Origin of the sequence: Variovorax sp. EBFNA2 (assembly GCF_033802765.1) — a bacterium.
Lineage (GTDB): Bacteria > Pseudomonadota > Gammaproteobacteria > Burkholderiales > Burkholderiaceae_C > Variovorax > Variovorax paradoxus_H.
Genome location: NZ_CP138497.1, coordinates 431,969 through 449,238, shown reverse-complemented (window position 1 = coordinate 449,238; position 17,270 = coordinate 431,969). Strand labels below are relative to the sequence as shown.

Here is a 17,270-nt window from a genome sequence, read left to right as displayed (position 1 = left end):
ACATATGAACGCGACCACCCCATTCTCGTTTGATGGCCCCGCCGGCCCCGCCGTTCTGTCCGCCGTGCCCTGCAGCGGCACAATGCGCTCCATGACGATGAATGAGAGGCTGTCCGACGAGGAGCTGCGTGCCCTGGCCGGCGACTGGCGCAGGCGGGCCTTGCAGGGGGACCTGCATGCGCGGGGTGTGGCCCACGAACTCGAGACCGAGATGCGCCGGCGCGTGGGCGCGCCGTTTCCGAACTACGACACGCTGGACATGCGCCCGCTGGAACTGAGAACGGCGGTACAGCGCCGCTGGTGGAGGTTCTGGCGCCCGATCTGACGGGTCGGACGATGCGGCAGGCGGCCCACCTGGGGGAGGACGCGCGTCGCGATGCGTACGCGGCTAGCCGGCATACCACGTGAATCGCCGGTCGGGCAGCGCGATGCCCATCATCAGGCTGACCACCGCCATCAGCAGGACCATGCCGGTAACGGCCGCATCGACGTAGTCGAGCTCTTGCTGCACCACGGCCTGCTCCCGCAGCGGCGAGACACCCCCGGCAAGACTCAGCGTGCGGTCACCCGCCAGCCGTACCCAGACCCAGCGCGGTTCGGTATCGGTCAGGTCGGGCAGGCGCACCGCGGGGATCGACCAGGACAGCTCGCGCTTCGAGCCCGCGCGCATTCCGCCCAGCGCCCGGTGCGTGAACCCGTCGCTCGCACCGCCCTTGACGTCGGGCCACCACACGTCGATGTAGTCGGCACATGGTGCGTTCAGCCGCAGCCACCAGCCCCCTTCGAGCGGGTGCGCAACCTGCGCGGGCGAAGCCTGGATCTGTAAGCGCATCCACCAGGCGCCCTTCGCATAGCCGCCGTTGAAGGCGCCCTCGAGGGTCTTGAACTGCTGCTCGTAGGCCGGTGATGCCACCTGTTCGCGCGTGAGCTGCCCGGTCTTGTCATGGAAGGCCTGCAAGCGCCCGTTGAAGCTGCGCTCGAGGATGCTCAAGTCGGCATCGAGCTGAAGGGGCTGCGCTCGCGCCGGGCCCGCAACGGCCAGGCACGCGAGCAGGAACAGGACCAGCGCAGCGCTCGTGCGGATCGCGACAAGCCACTGGTGCAGCAGGAAAAGGGGGGTCGCGTGCGCGATAGGCGTACTTGGTGCCGGCATCAGTCAGCGATGCCGTACTGCGACGCGCTGTCGGCGAGTTGCCATTCAATTGGGTCAAACATGGCGCAATGAGCAAGGTGCTGTCGAGTCTTCGGATTCACAAAGGGCTTCGCGGCCGCCCGTGTGTGCACGTTGAGGTGCGTGGACCGTCTGCCATGCATCGACCCTCCTCGCCGCCACCGGAAACCGTGGGTCATGAAGACCATCGATTCGCCGACGCCGTCGCCGCTTCGCACCGGATTCTTCGGCACGGCTGCAGCGTTTGCATCTAACTTTTTCTATCACCCATCCAGGGGGCGCGGATAAAAACCTGGACTGGCTTTATGCCGCAAGTCCAAGACTCACCCGGTATTCGATAGGGCTGAGAGAGCCAAGAGAGACCTTGATCCGCTTCTCGTTGTACCAGCGGATGTACGAGTCGACCGCCTCGATGAATTGCTCGATGGTGGCGTTCTTCCAGTCTCGAGGATAGAACAGCTCGTTCTTCAGCCGGCCGAAGAAGCCTTCGCAAGCTGCGTTATCAGGTGAGCATGCCTTGCGAGACATCGAGCGGGTGAAGTTCGCGTCGCTCGTTCTTGATAGCCAACCTGGCCAGCGGTAGTGGCCGCCCTGATCGGAGTGAACCACAGGCCGGTCAGTAGTTTCGGCCACTGTTTCGATGTCTCATCCAGCATCGTGTTGACCAACTCGGCGTCCGGACTGGTCCCAATGGTCCAGCTGACGACCGTTCCATTGCTGGTATTCGTTGTACCAGCCCTTCGGACAATTCTTTGTTGGGTAACCCAGCTGACGGATAGTTGACCTGACGCGTTTGCCAAGCTTGATGTAGAGCTCAAGGGCTCGAATCCAACTACTTGGCAAGTAGATCGTCCGCTGCCTTGCCCGCCTCCAGTGCCGCCTTGAACCAGGCGGGACGAGGGCCTCGGCCGCTCCAAACGTTTCCCTGGTCGTCCCGGAACTTCGGGGTTGCAGTACCGGTCTGCTTCTTTCCCCTTCGGGTCTTCTTAATGCTCTGCTTCACGACAAGGGCCGCACGACCTGTGCCTTTCCGGAAGCCCAGGTCAGCGGCGGTAAAGCCATACACCGCGATGGCTTCCTTGATGCGGCTGAGCACGCCATCTGCCTCCTTCTTACGCAGTTGCTCGGCCTCACGCTGCAGCTGTTCGATCTGTTTCTGTACCTGGAGAAAGGTTTTTGCCATGAGTCGGACCTCAATTGGAAGAAGGTGCGAGCTTAAACGCAGAAAGTACTGATCGCTTGTCAGCGCGAATCGTCAATCCAGGAGACCGCGAATGTCCGCTGCGTTGAGGAACGCGATGGGAATCACTTCCTACATGTCCATGGAAGCTTTCGTCCTCTCGTCGGCTTATGCGAGGCGTGATGCTGCCAGCATGTCACATGCTCATTGATTCCCTTGAGGACGGCGCGGAGCAGAAAGATCGACGGCACTACGGATCGATCGAGATGTTCGGATGCACAAGCATCGCATCGTTGGGTATCGCCCGTGCTGCGCTTGTTCTACGGAACATCTCTAATGTGCGATAGCCTTCGCAACGCCCAACCCTGTTTCACGCCGTACCGCCAGCTCGGCCCAACGGGACGACGAAAGAGAACTCGGCCGCAAGAGTGAAAAGATCAAGACGAGCAGAAAGCCGACAGGAATCGAAATGATGCCTGGATTCCGCAGATCAATCAGCGGCTGGCGCAGACCTACAACGCTTCTAGCGTCTGGGTCAATCGAGCGCACAGTGATTTGTGCACTCTCAAGTTCGCGTTGCCATTGCAATCGTTGCTGAGGCGTGGACACCAGCACACCGGAATCTGCATTTTTCTGTTTTTCTTGGATTGCTGCGACATTGGCCATCGCGCTGGCTCTTTGCAATCTTGGATAAGACATGTTCGGCGACACCAGCACCAGCCCAATGGACAGTATTGTGCCTCCGATGACCCCTGCCAAGACGCCGGCACTGCTACAGCGCCGCCAGTAGAGCGTCAACAGCAATGCAGGAAGATTTGCTGAGGCTGCCACTGCATAGCCCAAACCGACCAGTTGCGCCACGTTCTGTCCTTTGGCTGCCATTCCGGCGACGATGGAGATGACTGCCATCGCGAGAGTTGCTACGCGGGCCGCCGTGGCCTGTTCGCTTTCGGAGGCTTGCCCACCGCGGATCGCCCCAACCCACACATCGTGTGCCAATGAAGAAGCCGCTGCAAGCGTGAGGCCTGCGACAACAGCAACGATCGTTGCGAACGACACCGCAGAAACGAAAGCCAGCATGAGATTTCCCATGAAGCTCTCCGGACCACCCCCCAAAAACTGGGCCAGCATCGGAGCCGCTAGATTGCCACCTTTGTCGAGCGACAGTACTGCTGCGGGCCCAACATTCAAGGCGGCCGAAAACCCGATAACAACGATCAACAGGTGGCACACACCAATGGCGAACATTGCGTACAGCGCCGAGCTGCGTGCGGATCTCGCGTTTGGAACCGTAAAGAACCGCATGAGGATATGCGGCATCGCCGCCGTTCCGAGCACCAGAGCAAGACTCAGCGAAATCTGTTCCAACGGATTCTTGAGGTAAAGGCCTGGCTCAAGAAAGCGCTGCCCCGCTTCGGTAGGCGACAAGCCGGCGCTTCCCGGCAGTAGGGCCGAAAGCACGTGTTGCTGAATCTCCTCATTTAAGGTAAGCGCGCGGAAGAAGGCTCCGATGTCAAAACCGTACGGGATCCAAGACAGCACGACAAGAACGAAGCAGAAACCGATCAAAAGTCCTGCCTTCAGAATTTGCACAGAGGTCGTTGCTCGCATGCCACCAAACATCACATAGCCGAGCATCAACACACCAACGGCGATGACTGAAGTTTCATAGGGCACACCGATCAGTGCACGGATGATCACAGCCCCACCTACGATTTGCGGGACCATGTAGAACAACGCGACGAGGATGCTGGATGTTGCGACTGCCGATTTGGTACTCCGGAAGTGATTGCGGAACGAGAGCACATCTCCCAAGGTGTACTTGCCGAGGTTTCGACAGGGCTCGGCCACCAGAATCAACACGGGGATGAACGAGATAAAAAATCCCACGACGTACGCCATGCCATCAAGGCCGTACAAAGCGATCAATCCGGATACGCCTAAAAACGCAGCCGCAGAGAGGTAGTCTCCGGCAATGGCCAAGCCGTTCCATTTGGCCGGGATGCTGCCACCGGCAGTGTAGAAATCACCGACGGATTTGTTGCGCCTTGCTGCCAAGTAGGTGATGCCCAGCGTCAGCAGAAACAGTGTCGTGAACACGATGATCGTCATGACTCTGTTCCCGTCGGAAACGAGGGTCACGCCCTGTGCGTTTGCAAGACCAGAAGCCCCAGCAGCGAAGCCGCCGGTGAAGATTTTTGAGCGCTGTTTCATCGCGACCTCAGTTGGTTCCGTTTGCAGCGCGTGGCGCCAAGGATTGGACGAGTTTCTCAGCAAGCGCGTCGACTATTTTGAGATGTATCGCATATCTCCAAGCGACGATTCCGCCGCCAAAGTACTGGGCAACTAGGAACACGAAGCCGATATTGATAGGCCCCAATATCTGTATCCGAAATAGCTGAGGAAAGTATGTCGCTATGACGGGAATGGAGAAGAAGAACAGCATGCTGATGGCAAACAGGCGCCATGTCACGGACCGCCGTTTTGACACGAGAAGGGCGAATTCTGGATGCGCATGAATCGCTTCCCAGGAGAGTGATTCTCTTGTCTCTATATTTTTCATGGTTGTACCGAACAGTGAGGTGTGAAGGAGCCATGTGCACTGCCGCGGCGCTTCTTGGACGCTTCGTCATCTGCAGCTAGAGATAAGTCTAGTGACGCCCCACTGACAATACGAACGGCGAATTCGCAAGTCACTCTGCATAAATGCAAAGGAAGTCTGGTGCACAGTGGGCGTGTGCGTGACATTTACCTTGAACAGCAGCTTGCGGCAACCAACGTGCTGACTTGCGAGTCCTGCAAGACATTGAAGGAACTGCAGTGAACGTTCCATCGGAACATCCTGCTGCACCTTTGCCGCAGCGACTTGTTAGGACTCCCGCGCCGAGCGCGATCGGGCATGCGGATAGATTCGGAATCGCTTCGTCGGTCTCTTCGTGGACAAGAAGCTGACAGACTTCACATGGCTGACGTACGATCCGCACCCCACTTACAGCCCGATCATGCATCTTCACGTCGACGAAGAAATTACCTTCCGCCGGCTCGAAATCCTCCTGGTCTTCATGGAGACCGGCAATCTCACCCGCGCCGCCGAAAAGCTTGAGACCAGTGCCGTCAGCGTTCACCGCGCCTTGCATGCATTGGAATCGGGACTACGCTGTACCTTGTTCCGGCATGAGGGCCGAACCCTGCATCCGACCGATGCGGCGCAGGCACTGGCGGAGGTGGCACGCGATGTCCTTCGCACAATGTCCGAGGGCATCCGCGCCACGCGGGAGGTCGCTGGCTATTCATCGGATCGAATCCGGATCGGCTCACTCTACTCGCTGACCAGCCGCACAGTGCCGCAGCTGATCATGGGAATGAAGCTGCGCAAGCCCGAGCTGCACACCGAGTTGGTGCTCGGCTCCAACGCTCACCTGCTACAAAAGCTGCGCGACGGCGCCATCGAAGCAGCACTCATGGCAATCCCCGAGGACGCTTCAGACGTTGAATCCGAGCCCCTGTTCGAGGACGACATCCAGTTTGCCGCACCGGTGGGGTCTGCCTACTCCTCAGAAAAGGAAATCGACTTGAGCAAATGCGCTGGCGAACGCTTTGTGAGCCTGAGCGAAGGCTTCGTCACCTACAGCGGCTTTGTCGATACATTTCGCATCGCCGGCTTCACGCCCGATGTGGTGATGAAGACAGACGATATCTTCTCGCTGATGAACCTGGTGAGCGGCGGCGTCGGCTACACGCTGCTGCCAGGGCGGGTGCGCGGCGTCATGCCGCAGAACGTGCAGCTGATACCGCTGCAGCCCCGCTATCTGATGCGCCAGACCATCGCGCTCAACTTCCTGCGCACGCGCGAACGCGATCCCAATCTGCTTTCGCTGCTCGCCGTGTGCCGCTCGACCAAAGCTGAGCTGAGCTGAGCTGAGCTGAGCTGAGCTGAGCTGAGCTGAGCTGGGCACGCCACGCCGTCGGTGCCGCGCCGGCACGAGCGAGGGTTAACCCTCAATCATTTCATTTGGCGTAAAGGTCGACGTCGACGCTTCATTGATCGTCCCGGAGGGGGTCCGTAACGTACGGACCCAGGCGCACGGTGCATGTGCGCCACACAAAAAACCCGGAGACGCCTCGATGAATTCGCATTGGATTTCGATCTACGCACTGGTTGGCATGTTCGTGCTGGCCACGGTGCTGCCCATCAACATGGGCGTGATCGCCTTTGTCGGCGCCTTCCTGGTCGGCACGCTGGTGGCCGGCATGAACGCGAAGGCGATCATGGGTGGTTTTCCCGCCGACCTGTTTCTCACGCTGGTGGGCATCACCTATCTGTTTGCGCTGGCGCAAAACAACGGCACCATCGACTGGCTCGTCAGGCTGGCGGTGCGCGCCGTGCGAGGGCGCATCGCTGCCATTCCGTGGATCATGTTCCTGATCGCCGCGCTGCTCACTGCAGTGGGTGCGGTCAGCCCGGCGGCAGTGGCCATCATCGCGCCGATCGCGCTCGGGTTTGCCGCCAAGTACGGCATCAATCCGCTGCTCATGGGGCTCATGGTCGTGCATGGCGCGCAGGGCGGCGGCTTCTCGCCGATCAGCATCTACGGCGGCATCACCAACAAGATAGTCGCCAAGGCCGGCCTGCCGCTCAACGAGATCGCCACCATGCTCGCGAGCCTCGGCGTCAACCTGTCGGTGTCGCTGCTGCTGTTCTTCCTCATGGGTGGCATGAAGCTGATGCGCCAGAGGGCGAATGCCGACGGCAGTGCGCCGGTCGTGCCGCGTGCGTCGCATGGACAGAGCGGCGCCCAGGTGTATGGCGACGCCGAAGGCGAATCGTTCCCCGAAGAGCGGCGTACCGCGGCGCGGGCCGAGAACTCGCTGATGGAATCAGCGCCCGCCGAAGCCGCGAACGCCGGCTCGCGCGCCTACCAGATCGCGACCGTGGCCGGCCTGCTGGCACTGGCCGTGCTGACGCTGTTCTTCAAGCAGGACATCGGCTTCGTCTCGATCACCATCGGCCTCGCGCTGACGCTGATGGCGCCCAACCTGCAAAAGCGCGCCCTGGGCCAAGTGTCGTGGCCGGAGATCATGCTGATCGTGGGTGTCAGCACCTACGTGGGCGTGATGGACAAGATGGGCACCATCGACTTCGTCGGCCACAGCGTGGCGGGCCTCACTTCGCCGCTGGTCGCCGCGCTGCTGCTGTGCCTCGTCGGCGCCGTGGTGTCGGCCTTTGCCTCGTCGACGGCAGTGCTCGGCTCCCTGATCCCGCTCGCGGTGCCGTTTCTTCAAGGCGACGCCGGCGTGGGCGCCATCGGCTTCATCGCGGCCATGGCCGTCTCCTCGACCATCGTGGACGTGAGTCCGTTCTCGACCAATGGCGCACTGGTGCTCGCCAATGCCAAAGGTGTGGACCGCGACGTGTTCTTTCGGCAGTTGATGGTGTACGGCGCCATCGTGACCCTGGTGGCCCCCGTTCTGGTGTGGCTGCTCTTCGTGGTCCTGTGAGGCGGCGTTGCTGTTCGCCCCTTAATTTCCTTTCCATCGGACTCTCATGAATACCAGATCCTGGACCTCCAAGGCCGACGATCGCGCCGACCGGCTGGCGCGCGCAGCCAATGCCCTCGGCACGCGGCTCGCCGGCAAGCACGTCGAGACCGATGCCATCGGCACCCTGCTCGAAGCAGTGCTCTCGCCCGGTGACCGGGTTTGTCTCGAAGGCAACAACCAGAAGCAGGCCGACTTCCTGGCGCAGGCACTGGTGCAGGTCGATCCCCGGCGCGTGCATGGTCTCCACATGTTGCAGTCGGTGCTGGCGCTGCCCGAGCACCTGGACGTCTTCGAAAACGGCGTGGCTGCCCGCCTGGATTTCAGCTTCTCGGGCCCACAGGGCGCGCGGCTGGCCAAGCTGGTGTCGGCCGGGCGCATCGAGATCGGGGCGATCCACACGTACCTCGAACTGTTTGCGCGCTATTTCGTCGATCTGACGCCCAAGGTCGCGCTTGTCGCGGCGCAGGCAGCTGACGCCGAAGGCAATCTCTACACCGGTCCCAACACGGAAGACACTCCGGCCATCGTCGAAGCCACAGCGTTCTCGGGCGGGATCGTGATCGCGCAGGTCAATGAAATGGTCGACGGCAGGACCACCAGGCTGCCGCGCATCGACATTCCTGCCGACTGGGTGAGCTTCGTCGTCAAGGCACCGCGCCCGAACTTCATCGAACCGCTGTTCACGCGCGACCCGGCGCAGATCAGCGAGGTCCAGATCCTGATGGCGATGATGGCGATCAAGGGCATCTATGCCGAGTACGGCGTGCAGCGCCTGAACCACGGCATCGGCTTCGACACGGCCGCCATCGAGCTGCTGCTGCCGACCTATGCCGAGTCGCTCGGTCTCAAGGGCAAGATCGGCAAGCACTGGGCGTTGAATCCGCACCCGGCGCTCATTCCCGCCATCGAGGCGGGCTGGGTCGAGTCGGTGCACTCCTTCGGCTCCGAGCTCGGCATGGAGGACTACATCCGCGCACGCTCCGACGTGTTCTTCACCGGCCCCGACGGCAACCTGCGCAGCAACCGGGCGTTCTGCCAGGCGGCCGGCCACTACGCCTGCGACATGTTCATCGGCTCGACCCTGCAGATCGACCTGGACGGAAACAGCTCCACGGCGACGCTGGGGCGCATCGCTGGCTTCGGCGGCGCTCCCAACATGGGTGCCGATGCCCGCGGGCGTCGCCATGCGAGTCCGGCTTGGCTCAAGGCCGGGCGCGAGGCGCGCGCTGGTCGCAGCGGCGCCGCCGGCACGCCACGTGGGCAGAAGCTGGTGGTGCAGATGGTCGAGACCTTCCGCGAGCACATGCAGCCGGCCTTCGTCGACCGGCTCGACGCCTGGACGCTGCAGGAGCAGGCCGGCATGGACCTGCCGCCGATCATGATCTACGGCGACGACGTCTCGCACATCCTCACCGAGGAAGGCATTGCCAACCTGCTGCTGTGCCGCAGCGACGCGGAGCGCGAGCAGGCGATCCGCGGCGTGGCCGGCTACACCGCGGTCGGCTTGGCACGCGACCGACGCGCCGTGGAGAACCTGCGCGACCGCGGCGTGATCCGCCGCCCGCAGGACCTGGGCATCGACCCCCGCCAGGCCACGCGCAACCTGCTGGCGGCACGCAGCATGCGCGACCTGGTGCGCGCCTCGGGCGGGCTGTACCAGCCGCCCAAGCGCTTTCGAAACTGGTAACAGGAAATCCGACGATGAGCGACGTTCCCGCAGGGCTCGAAACCCTGGACTTCTTCTACGCCGGCGGCCGGCCCGCTGGTGCCTTTCCGGCTGTACTGGTCGGCGTGGTCGGCTCCGGCAACCTCGAGGTGATGCTCGAGCCCGCTGCCGGCACCAACTGCGCTGTGCGTGTCGAAACCTCCGCGCGCGGCTTCGGCCCGATCTGGCAGGCCGTGATGGACGACTTCCATGCGCGCCACCCCCTGGCCGGTGTGCGCGTCTCGATCAACGACATGGGCGCCACGCCCGCGGTGGTGAGCCTGCGGCTGGACCAGGCCGTGGCGGAAATCAACGGAGGTCGGCCATGATCAGTTATGCCGAATGTTCGGCGCGCGAGCGGCTGGCACTGCTGCTCGACGCTGGCAGCTTCCACGAATGGCTGCCACCGGGCGAACGAGTCACCAGCCCGCACCTGGCGCAGCTCGGCGTGCCCGCCGCCTTCGACGACGGTGTGGCGATCGGCCGCGCGACCCTCGACGGCCACGCAGTGTTCGTGGCCGCGCAGGAAGGCGCGTTCATGGGTGGCGGTGTCGGTGAAGTCCACGGCGCCAAGCTGGTCGGCCTGCTGCGGCGTGCCCTGCGCGACCGGCCGGCGGCCGTGCTGCTGCTGGCCGAATCGGGCGGCGTGCGACTGCACGAGGCCAACGCCGGGCTGATCGCGGTCTCGGAAGTCATGCGCGCGCTGCTCGACGTGCGCGCCGCCGCCATCCCCGTGATCGTGCTGATCGGCGGTGCCAACGGCTGCTTCGGCGGCATGGGCATCGTGGCGCGCTGCGCCGACCACATCGTGATGAGCGATGCCGGGCGCCTGGCGATGTCAGGTCCCGAGGTGATCGAGGCCTCCCACGGCGTGGAGGAATTCGATTCGCGCGACCGGGCGCTGGTCTGGCGCACCACCGGCGGCAAGCACCGCTGGCTGAGCGGCGACTGCCATGCGCTCGTCGAGGACGACGTCGCCGAATTTCGTGCGGCGGCCGTCGCAGCCCTCGGCGCCCCGAGGCCGCTGACCCTGGCGGTGCTCGAAGAAGAACACGCGTTGCTCACCGCACGCCTGAACGCCCTGCCCGCCGACACCGCCGGCTTCGATGAAGCGACGCTGCTCTGGCGCGCCCTCGGCGTTGCCGATGCGCAGCAGGTGCCGGACTTGTCAGTGACCGCCGTGCGCGCGTTGCGTACGTGCTGACCCAGGAGCCCCCTATGCAATGGCATTCCCTTGTCACCCAGCTCTTCGGCTCGTACCACGGCATGCGTGCGGTGGGCGATTTCCTGCAGGGCGACGTGATCTTCGACGGCAAGCCGCTCACCGTGATCGGCACCACGAACCATGCGCCGATCGGCGTGCATCTTGCGCTCGTGCAGGCCCGGGTGGTGCTCGACACCATCGCACAGCACCCGGGCCGCCCGATCCTGCTGCTGATCGACACCCAGGGCCAGCAACTGCGCCGGCGCGACGAGCTGCTCGGCATCAACCGGGCCATGGCGCACCTCGGGGCGAGCATCGACCTGGCGCGCCGCGGCGGCCACCGCGTGCTTGGCCTGGTGTATGACCAGGCCCTGTCCGGCGGCTTCATCACCTCGGGCCTGATCGCCGACGCCTGCGATGCGCTGCCGGACGCCGAGATCCGCGTGATGCGCATTCCCGCCATGGCGCGCGTGACCAAGCTGCCCGAAGAAAAGCTCACGGCCTTGTCACAGTCCAACCCCGTATTCGCACCGGGCGTGAAGAACTATGTGGCCATGGGCGGCGTGCGTGCGCTGTGGGAGGGCGACCTGCAGGCCGCGCTGCGCGAAGCACTGGCCCATGCGCCCACGCAAGACCGGCGCGCGCAGGACGGCGCCGAACGCGGCGGACGCCGGTTGGCCGCCGCCGTCGCACAGCGCGTGCTGGACGCGGTCTGATCGTTGCAAGGGCCATGGCCATGCTGCGCCGCCACCAACTCGCCCGACTCTCGGAAGCCGGGTGGGCCTGCATCCTCGCCCGCCCCTGGGACAGCCCCGCGCACGACTGCCTGACACATTGGGCAACGCACCGGCTACCGCTGGTGGTGACGCGGCAGCCGCTCGACGTCGCCTCCAGCGGGGCGATCGCACTGGGCCTGCCCGCGCCAGCGCGCTGGGACCGGCGCCGGCTGGCGTTGCAAGTGCCGCGTGCGGCGGTGCTCGGCCTGGGCGAGTTCCCGCGCCTGGCCGACATGCAGGCGCTGCTGCCAGCCACGGTGCGCAGTGCGGTGAGCAATCTCGTCGGTGCACTCGATGCGTGCAATGCCATCGCGCACGTTTTCGGAAGCTACGGCTGGCAGGCGATCAGTGGTCTCGACCACGTGCGGCCAGCCTCCGATCTCGACCTGTGCGTGGCGGTCGACGGGGCGGCGCATGCAGACGCCGTGGCGAACGTGCTGCAGTCCTTCGGCCCCGCACCGTTGCGGCTGGACGGCGAGCTCCTGTTCGGCGACGGTGCTGCCGTGGCCTGGCGCGAATGGGCTGCTTGGCGTGCCGGGGATGCACGGGCCGTGCTGGTCAAGCGGCTCGACGGGGTTGCGCTGCAGCGCGACACCACATGGTGCGAGGGCGCCACGCTAGCGGAGCTGGCCGAATGAAGACCGCTGCACTCTTCTTTCCACCCGAGGCACGGCTCACGCCCGCCAAGATCGGGCGCGCAGCCACGCTGGCGCTGCACGACGAGCTGTCGCTGACGCCCAAGCCCGGGCTCGTGACATTGATCGATCGCGGCAGCCACGAAGACATGGACGCGCATACGTTCATGCGCAGCCTCTTCGCGCTGCGCCATTACTTCGTCCAGATCGCCGAAGCCGGCTTTGATGGTGCGGAGTTCGCGGTGCTGGAGCGGCACGGCATCGCGGCGGAAGCACGCATGCTCGCCGCGACCGGAGGCATCAACACGCACCGCGGCGCGGTCTTCATGCTCGGACTGCTGTGCGCCGCGGCGGGCGCCGCGTTGCGTGAACACGGCGGCGCCTTGCATCCCCTGCGCCTGCGCGATGCGCTGCGCCGGCACTGGGGCGAGGCTCTGGCCGCGCGCAGCCGGCGCCCACCCACGTTGCCCGGTGGCATCGCCGCGCGGCGCCATGGCCTTCGCAGCGCGTCCGAAGAAGCGGCGCTGGCCTTCCCCGTGCTGTTCGAAACGGCATTACCTGCGTTGAGGGCCGCACAAGCCCGCGGACTCACGCCGCAGCAGGCGCGGCTTGACACCCTGTTCCACATCATGGCCGTGCTGGACGACAGCAACCTCGCGCACCGCGGCGGCCTCACCGGCCTGCGCCAGGCCCAGCAAGCCGCACGCGCCTTCCTGGACCGAGGCGGCATCGCGCGGCCCGAGGGCCTTCAGGAAGTCACCGCCATCGCGCACGCCTTTGTCACGCAGCGGCTGTCACCCGGCGGCGCCGCAGACACGCTCGCCGCGGCCTGCTGGATCACGCGCGTGTGCCCGAACCCATGAGCTTCGCGTTGCTCTTTTCCGGGCAGGGCACTCAGCATCCCGCGATGCTGCCCTGGCTCGCGCACGATGACCGCGTGCGCGACACCTGCGCGCGCCTGGGCATTGACGACTGGCGAAGTGCGCTCGCGGACCCCGCTTGGGCGGAGCTCAACGACCACGCGCAGACACTGCTCACGGGCCTCGCCTTGGCGGCCTGGGACCAGCTGGCGCCGTTCGTGCCGCCGCCAGCCGCCGTCGCCGGCTACAGCGTCGGCGAGCTGGCCGCTTTCAGCGTGGCCGGCGTGATCGCGCCCGACACGGCCGCCGCCTTGGCACGGCTGCGAGCCCGGGCCATGGACCGCTGCGCCGCGCGCGTCCCCGGCGGGCTGCTCTCGGTCAGCGGCCTCTCCGAACCGGGTCTTGCGCAACTGCGCGCCGAGGCCGGCGCCGAACTCGCCATCCGCAACGGCAGCGCGAACGTGATCGTCGGCGGGCCACTGGCCGCGCTGGACACCGCCGAACGCATCGCCATGGCCGCCGGCGCGCAGTGCAAGCGCCTGCGGGTGCATGTGGCATCGCACACATCCTGGATGCAGGAGGCGGCAGACAGCTTTTCGCATGCACTGGCAGCGGTACCGTTTCGCGCGCCACGCATCGCGCTGTTCAGCAACGCAGCGGACCGCATCCGCAACGCGGACTCAGCCCGGGCCGCGCTTGCCGGCCAGATCGCGCAGACGGTTCGCTGGGACGAATGCATGGAGAACGTCATGGCCCGGCAGGTGCACTGCGTTCTGGAGATCGGCCCCGGCCAAGCGTTGGTGCGTATGTGGAACCAGCGCTGTCCCACGGTACCGGCACGCGCCTGCGACGACTTCCGTAGTGCCGCGGCGGTTGCCGCCTGGCTGAACAGCCATGCGGAGCCTTGAGTCCAAGCGGGCGATCGACGTCTTGAATCGAACAACAGGAGACCCATCGTGAGCAGCAACGAAGCAGCAACCCCTCTCATTCCAGCCCCGGACATGAAGGACGCCCATGTGTACGGCATGGACGCCTATGAAAAACTGGTGGCCGAGGCAGAGGCCGACCACAGCGGCTACTGGTCGCGCCTCGCGCGCGAGTTCCTGGGCTGGAAAACGCCGTTCACCCGGGGGCTCGACGACAGCCAGGCGCCCTTCTTCAAGTGGTTCGAGGACGGCACGCTGAACGTGTCCTGGAATTGCCTGGACCGCCAGGTCGAGCGCGGTCTGGGCGACAAGACCGCGATCATCTTCGAAGCCGACGACGGGCAGGTGACGCGGGCCAGCTACCGCGAGCTGCTCGCGCGCACCTGCCGCATGGCCAATGCGCTGAAGGCGCGCGGCGTGAAGAAGGGCGACCGGGTCGTCATCTACATGTCGATGAGCATCGAGGGCGTGGTCGCGATGCAGGCCTGTGCGCGCATCGGCGCCACGCATTCGGTGGTGTTCGGCGGCTTCTCTGCGCAGAGCCTGCGCGACCGCATCCAGGATGCGGGCGCCGTGATGGTCGTTACCGCCGACGAACAGGTGCGCGGCGGCAAGCAGCTGCCGCTCAAGGCCATCGTCGACGAAGCCATCGCACTGGGCGGCTGCGAGACTGTGAAGGACGTCATCGTCTACCGGCGCACCGGCGGCCCGATCGGCTGGGTGCCGTCGCGCGACCGCTGGCTGCACGAAGAAACGCAAGCCCAGCCCGAGACCTGCGAACCCGAATGGGTGGGCGCCGAGCATCCGCTGTTCGTGCTCTACACCTCCGGGTCCACCGGCAAGCCCAAGGGCGTGCAGCATTCCAGCGGCGGCTACCTGCTGCATGCGGCGCTGACGACCCAGTGGACCTTCGACCTGAAGCCCGCCGACGTGTTCTGGTGCACCGCCGACATCGGCTGGGTCACAGGCCATACCTACATCGCCTACGGCCCGCTGGCGCTGGGCGCCACCGAAGTGGTGTTCGAGGGCGTGCCCACCTACCCCGACGCGGGCCGCTTCTGGAAGATGATCCAGGACCACGAGGTGAGCGTGTTCTACACCGCGCCCACGGCCATCCGCTCGCTGATCAAGGCGGCCGAAGGCAACGAGGCCGCGCATCCGAAGCGCTACGACCTGTCGAGCCTGCGCATCCTGGGCTCGGTCGGCGAGCCGATCAATCCGGCGGCCTGGGAGTGGTTCCACCAGCACGTCGGCGGTGGGCGCTGTCCGATTGTCGACACTTTCTGGCAGACGGAGACGGGCGGCCACATGATCACACCGCTGCCGGGCGCCACGCCGCTGGTGCCGGGCTCCTGCACCCTGCCCTTCCCCGGCATCGCGGCGGCCATCGTCGACGAGACCGGCGCCGACGTGCCGAACGGCCAGGGCGGCATCCTCGTGGTGAAGAGGCCCTGGCCGAGCATGATCCGCACGATCTGGGGCGACCCCGAGCGATTCAAGGCAAGTTACTACCCGCCGGAACTCAAGGGCTTTTACTTGGCGGGCGACGGCGCCATCCGCGATGCAAAGACAGGCTATTTCACGATCACTGGCCGCATCGACGATGTGCTCAATGTCTCGGGCCACCGCATGGGCACGATGGAGATCGAATCGGCGCTGGTGTCGTGCACCGCGCTGGTGGCCGAAGCCGCGGTGGTCGGCCGCCCCGACGACACCACCGGCGAGGCGATCTGCGCCTTTGTCGTGCTCAAGCGTGCGCGTCCCACCGGAGACGAAGCGAAGAAGATCGCGAACGAGCTGCGCAACTGGGTCGCGAAAGAGATCGGCCCGATCGCGAAGCCCAAGGACATCCGCTTTGGCGACAACCTGCCCAAGACGCGCAGCGGCAAGATCATGCGCCGGCTGCTGCGCTCCGTAGCCAAGGGCGAGGCGATCACGCAGGACACCTCAACCTTGGAAAACCCTGCCATCTTGGAACAGCTATCTGAAAGGAACTGACACGAAACTGGCTTGTTTGATGAGCTTTCGTTGTCAGAGCGCTGACACCCGAGCGGTTCAGCCATCGAGAAATCAGGCCCGTCCGACGAAACAGACGCGTCCCCGACGCCTGCTCCAGCCGCGTGATGTGGCGGCTCACCGCCGACCGCTGCATGTCGAGCGCAAGTGCAGCGCCCGAGACGCTTCCGGAGTCCGCACCTTGAGGAACAGCTGCCACTTGGGGTCGAGCATGTTCTGCACACGGGAATTGCGCATGGGCAGCCATGCGCGGCGTACTAGGATGGCGTTAATTTGGTCAGAAATGTCCAGAGCGCATTTGCGGCAGTTGCAGGCCGCGATGAAAAGCCGTCGCCCTCATCGGACCTGCCGCTTTCAGTTCGTCTTTCCCGATCCCTCTGACGGTACAGGCGAATCTCTATAGTCTTTCCGGGGCTGCCCGCATCCTCCGCCAATGCACTCATCAGCGTCTTGGCGCAGACCTCCTTGTACACGGCGCTGAGAGGAAGGACGGCAATCCCATGTCCCTCGAGTGCCATGGCCTTGAGGCTTTCGACGTCATCGGCTTCGCAGATGCGGTCCAGATAGATCGGCGTTTGCGAGCCGAGGAGCCATTGTTCGGCCAGGGTCCCCAGATAGTCTCCGGGCGCATAGCCCAGGAACGGCACCGGGAGATCCTCTTTGCCCGGTAGCCGAAAGCACGGGTTTTCGCGCGCGTCCGACCGCACCCATGGTGCGATGACCTCTTGTCCAAGTCTCAGCATCTCGTAGCGCGAAGCATCCAGAGGAAGCGGTTGCGATTCGCAGTGGTAGGCAATGAGAAAGTCACACTGCCCTTCGACCAGCCGCTGCACCGCGGCGTTCATGCGTAGTGCATCGAGCTTGCTTCTCACCTGACCAAACTCAGCTCGAAAACTCGCGGTCCATGCGGGAAAGAAGTTAGCCGCCAGCGAGTGGGGCATGGCGAACTCAATCATGTTCTGCGCCTCAGCCGAATGAGAGCGCGAAACGGCGCGCATCCGCTGTAAGGCTTGCAGCATTTCGAATGCGTGAGCGTGCAGAGTCTTTCCGGCCGAGGTGAGTTGGGTCGGACATCGGCCACGGTCCACCAGGTCGGTGCCCGCCCAGTGTTCGAGTGCCCGGATTCGCCGGGCAAGTGCGGATTGCGTCATGTTGCGCAGTTGTGCAGCGCGGCTGAAGCTGCCCGCCTCGGCCAGTCCTACGAAGTCCTCAAGCCACTGGCTCTGCATCGCGCGTCACCCGATCTTCTGAGAAGA

The 17,270-nt window shown here is 64.6% G+C and carries 17 protein-coding genes and 1 pseudogene; 11 read left to right on the top strand and 7 right to left on the bottom strand.

The features are described from left to right. Nucleotides 1-4 precede the first annotated feature (4 nt). The gene (locus tag RZE79_RS32450) at nucleotides 5-325 is read left to right on the top strand and encodes a hypothetical protein (RefSeq protein ID WP_319362343.1); all 321 of its coding nucleotides are present in this window, start codon (nucleotides 5-7) and stop codon (nucleotides 323-325) included. A gap of 63 nt (nucleotides 326-388) precedes the next feature. Here RZE79_RS32450 and RZE79_RS32445 read toward each other — a convergent pair whose 3' ends face one another. The 5 genes and pseudogenes from RZE79_RS32445 to RZE79_RS32425 all read right to left on the bottom strand — a co-directional run bounded on the left by RZE79_RS32445 (nucleotide 389) and on the right by RZE79_RS32425 (nucleotide 4,914). Next, a complete protein-coding gene (locus RZE79_RS32445; protein ID WP_319362342.1) occupies nucleotides 389-1,153 on the bottom strand; it encodes a 7TM-DISM domain-containing protein in 765 nt (254 codons plus the stop codon). 321 nt (nucleotides 1,154-1,474) lie between these two features. After that, nucleotides 1,475-1,887: pseudogene (locus tag RZE79_RS32440) on the bottom strand (transposase); the annotation flags it as partial. Nucleotides 1,888-2,003: 116 nt separating this feature from the next. Then, on the bottom strand, nucleotides 2,004-2,354 hold the full coding sequence (locus tag RZE79_RS32435; protein ID WP_319362341.1) for an H-NS histone family protein: 351 nt from the start codon (nucleotides 2,352-2,354) through the stop codon (nucleotides 2,004-2,006). 330 nt (nucleotides 2,355-2,684) lie between these two features. Continuing rightward, nucleotides 2,685-4,565, bottom strand: coding sequence for a cation acetate symporter (locus RZE79_RS32430; protein ID WP_319362340.1), 1,881 nt, complete (start codon nucleotides 4,563-4,565; stop codon nucleotides 2,685-2,687). A gap of 7 nt (nucleotides 4,566-4,572) precedes the next feature. Beyond that, nucleotides 4,573-4,914, bottom strand: a complete 342-nt coding sequence (locus RZE79_RS32425; RefSeq protein WP_319362339.1) for a DUF485 domain-containing protein — start codon at nucleotides 4,912-4,914, stop codon at nucleotides 4,573-4,575. Nucleotides 4,915-5,353: 439 nt separating this feature from the next. On the opposite strand from RZE79_RS32425, the gene RZE79_RS32420 reads away from it, so the two are divergent. From RZE79_RS32420 to acs, 10 genes are all read left to right on the top strand, one after another. Next, nucleotides 5,354-6,268 carry a LysR family transcriptional regulator gene (locus RZE79_RS32420; RefSeq protein ID WP_319362381.1) on the top strand — a complete coding sequence of 305 codons (915 nt, stop codon included), beginning with the start codon at nucleotides 5,354-5,356 and terminating at the stop codon, nucleotides 6,266-6,268. A 208-nt stretch (nucleotides 6,269-6,476) separates the two neighbouring features. Continuing rightward, complete coding sequence (locus RZE79_RS32415) at nucleotides 6,477-7,850, top strand: SLC13 family permease (protein ID WP_319362338.1); 1,374 nt, start codon at nucleotides 6,477-6,479, stop codon at nucleotides 7,848-7,850. Between the two features lie 46 nt (nucleotides 7,851-7,896). Next, a complete protein-coding gene (gene mdcA, locus RZE79_RS32410) occupies nucleotides 7,897-9,579 on the top strand; it encodes a malonate decarboxylase subunit alpha (RefSeq protein WP_319362337.1) in 1,683 nt (560 codons plus the stop codon). Nucleotides 9,580-9,593: 14 nt separating this feature from the next. Continuing rightward, on the top strand, nucleotides 9,594-9,926 hold the full coding sequence (gene mdcC, locus RZE79_RS32405) for a malonate decarboxylase acyl carrier protein (RefSeq protein WP_319362336.1): 333 nt from the start codon (nucleotides 9,594-9,596) through the stop codon (nucleotides 9,924-9,926). After that, nucleotides 9,923-10,801, top strand: a complete 879-nt coding sequence (locus RZE79_RS32400) for a biotin-independent malonate decarboxylase subunit beta (RefSeq protein ID WP_319362335.1) — start codon at nucleotides 9,923-9,925, stop codon at nucleotides 10,799-10,801. Before mdcC ends, RZE79_RS32400 begins: the two co-directional genes overlap by 4 nt. 14 nt (nucleotides 10,802-10,815) lie before the next feature. Next, entirely contained in the window at nucleotides 10,816-11,517 is a 702-nt protein-coding gene (locus RZE79_RS32395; protein WP_319362334.1) for a biotin-independent malonate decarboxylase subunit gamma, read from the top strand. A gap of 14 nt (nucleotides 11,518-11,531) precedes the next feature. Further along, complete coding sequence (gene mdcG / locus RZE79_RS32390; protein ID WP_319362333.1) at nucleotides 11,532-12,215, top strand: malonate decarboxylase holo-[acyl-carrier-protein] synthase; 684 nt, start codon at nucleotides 11,532-11,534, stop codon at nucleotides 12,213-12,215. Continuing rightward, complete coding sequence (mdcB, locus tag RZE79_RS32385) at nucleotides 12,212-13,075, top strand: triphosphoribosyl-dephospho-CoA synthase MdcB (protein ID WP_319362332.1); 864 nt, start codon at nucleotides 12,212-12,214, stop codon at nucleotides 13,073-13,075. The genes mdcG and mdcB overlap by 4 nt, the downstream gene beginning before the upstream one ends. Then, on the top strand, nucleotides 13,072-13,980 hold the full coding sequence (locus RZE79_RS32380; RefSeq protein ID WP_319362331.1) for an acyltransferase domain-containing protein: 909 nt from the start codon (nucleotides 13,072-13,074) through the stop codon (nucleotides 13,978-13,980). Before mdcB ends, RZE79_RS32380 begins: the two co-directional genes overlap by 4 nt. A gap of 93 nt (nucleotides 13,981-14,073) precedes the next feature. Then, nucleotides 14,074-15,996, top strand: a complete 1,923-nt coding sequence (gene acs / locus RZE79_RS32375) for an acetate--CoA ligase (protein ID WP_319362380.1) — start codon at nucleotides 14,074-14,076, stop codon at nucleotides 15,994-15,996. Here the strand turns inward: acs and RZE79_RS34805 are convergent. Both RZE79_RS34805 and RZE79_RS32370 read right to left on the bottom strand, forming a co-directional pair. Next, nucleotides 15,932-16,150, bottom strand: a complete 219-nt coding sequence (locus tag RZE79_RS34805; RefSeq protein WP_373696605.1) for a LysR family transcriptional regulator — start codon at nucleotides 16,148-16,150, stop codon at nucleotides 15,932-15,934. The two genes, acs and RZE79_RS34805, sit on opposite strands and share 65 nt — an antisense overlap. A gap of 121 nt (nucleotides 16,151-16,271) precedes the next feature. Then, nucleotides 16,272-17,243 carry a LysR substrate-binding domain-containing protein gene (locus RZE79_RS32370; RefSeq protein ID WP_319362330.1) on the bottom strand — a complete coding sequence of 324 codons (972 nt, stop codon included), beginning with the start codon at nucleotides 17,241-17,243 and terminating at the stop codon, nucleotides 16,272-16,274. Nucleotides 17,244-17,270: the final 27 nt, after the last annotated feature.

Bases quoted from the DNA above. Each gene is read 5' to 3' on its own strand.
- RZE79_RS32415 (WP_319362338.1), top strand. From the start codon at position 6,477: ATGAATTCGCATTGGATTTCGATCTACGCACTGGTTGGCATGTTCGTG.
- RZE79_RS32380 (WP_319362331.1), top strand. From the start codon at position 13,072: ATGAGCTTCGCGTTGCTCTTTTCCGGGCAGGGCACTCAGCATCCCGCG.
- RZE79_RS32425 (WP_319362339.1), bottom strand. From the start codon at position 4,914: ATGAAAAATATAGAGACAAGAGAATCACTCTCCTGGGAAGCGATTCAT.
- RZE79_RS32370 (WP_319362330.1), bottom strand. From the start codon at position 17,243: ATGCAGAGCCAGTGGCTTGAGGACTTCGTAGGACTGGCCGAGGCGGGC.
- mdcC (WP_319362336.1), top strand. From the start codon at position 9,594: ATGAGCGACGTTCCCGCAGGGCTCGAAACCCTGGACTTCTTCTACGCC.
- mdcG (WP_319362333.1), top strand. From the start codon at position 11,532: ATGGCCATGCTGCGCCGCCACCAACTCGCCCGACTCTCGGAAGCCGGG.
- mdcB (WP_319362332.1), top strand. From the start codon at position 12,212: ATGAAGACCGCTGCACTCTTCTTTCCACCCGAGGCACGGCTCACGCCC.
- acs (WP_319362380.1), top strand. From the start codon at position 14,074: ATGAAGGACGCCCATGTGTACGGCATGGACGCCTATGAAAAACTGGTG.
- RZE79_RS32420 (WP_319362381.1), top strand. From the start codon at position 5,354: ATGCATCTTCACGTCGACGAAGAAATTACCTTCCGCCGGCTCGAAATC.
- RZE79_RS32450 (WP_319362343.1), top strand. From the start codon at position 5: ATGAACGCGACCACCCCATTCTCGTTTGATGGCCCCGCCGGCCCCGCC.
- RZE79_RS34805 (WP_373696605.1), bottom strand. From the start codon at position 16,150: ATGCAGCGGTCGGCGGTGAGCCGCCACATCACGCGGCTGGAGCAGGCG.
- RZE79_RS32445 (WP_319362342.1), bottom strand. From the start codon at position 1,153: ATGCCGGCACCAAGTACGCCTATCGCGCACGCGACCCCCCTTTTCCTG.
- RZE79_RS32395 (WP_319362334.1), top strand. From the start codon at position 10,816: ATGCAATGGCATTCCCTTGTCACCCAGCTCTTCGGCTCGTACCACGGC.
- mdcA (WP_319362337.1), top strand. From the start codon at position 7,897: ATGAATACCAGATCCTGGACCTCCAAGGCCGACGATCGCGCCGACCGG.
- RZE79_RS32400 (WP_319362335.1), top strand. From the start codon at position 9,923: ATGATCAGTTATGCCGAATGTTCGGCGCGCGAGCGGCTGGCACTGCTG.
- RZE79_RS32435 (WP_319362341.1), bottom strand. From the start codon at position 2,354: ATGGCAAAAACCTTTCTCCAGGTACAGAAACAGATCGAACAGCTGCAG.
- RZE79_RS32430 (WP_319362340.1), bottom strand. From the start codon at position 4,565: ATGAAACAGCGCTCAAAAATCTTCACCGGCGGCTTCGCTGCTGGGGCT.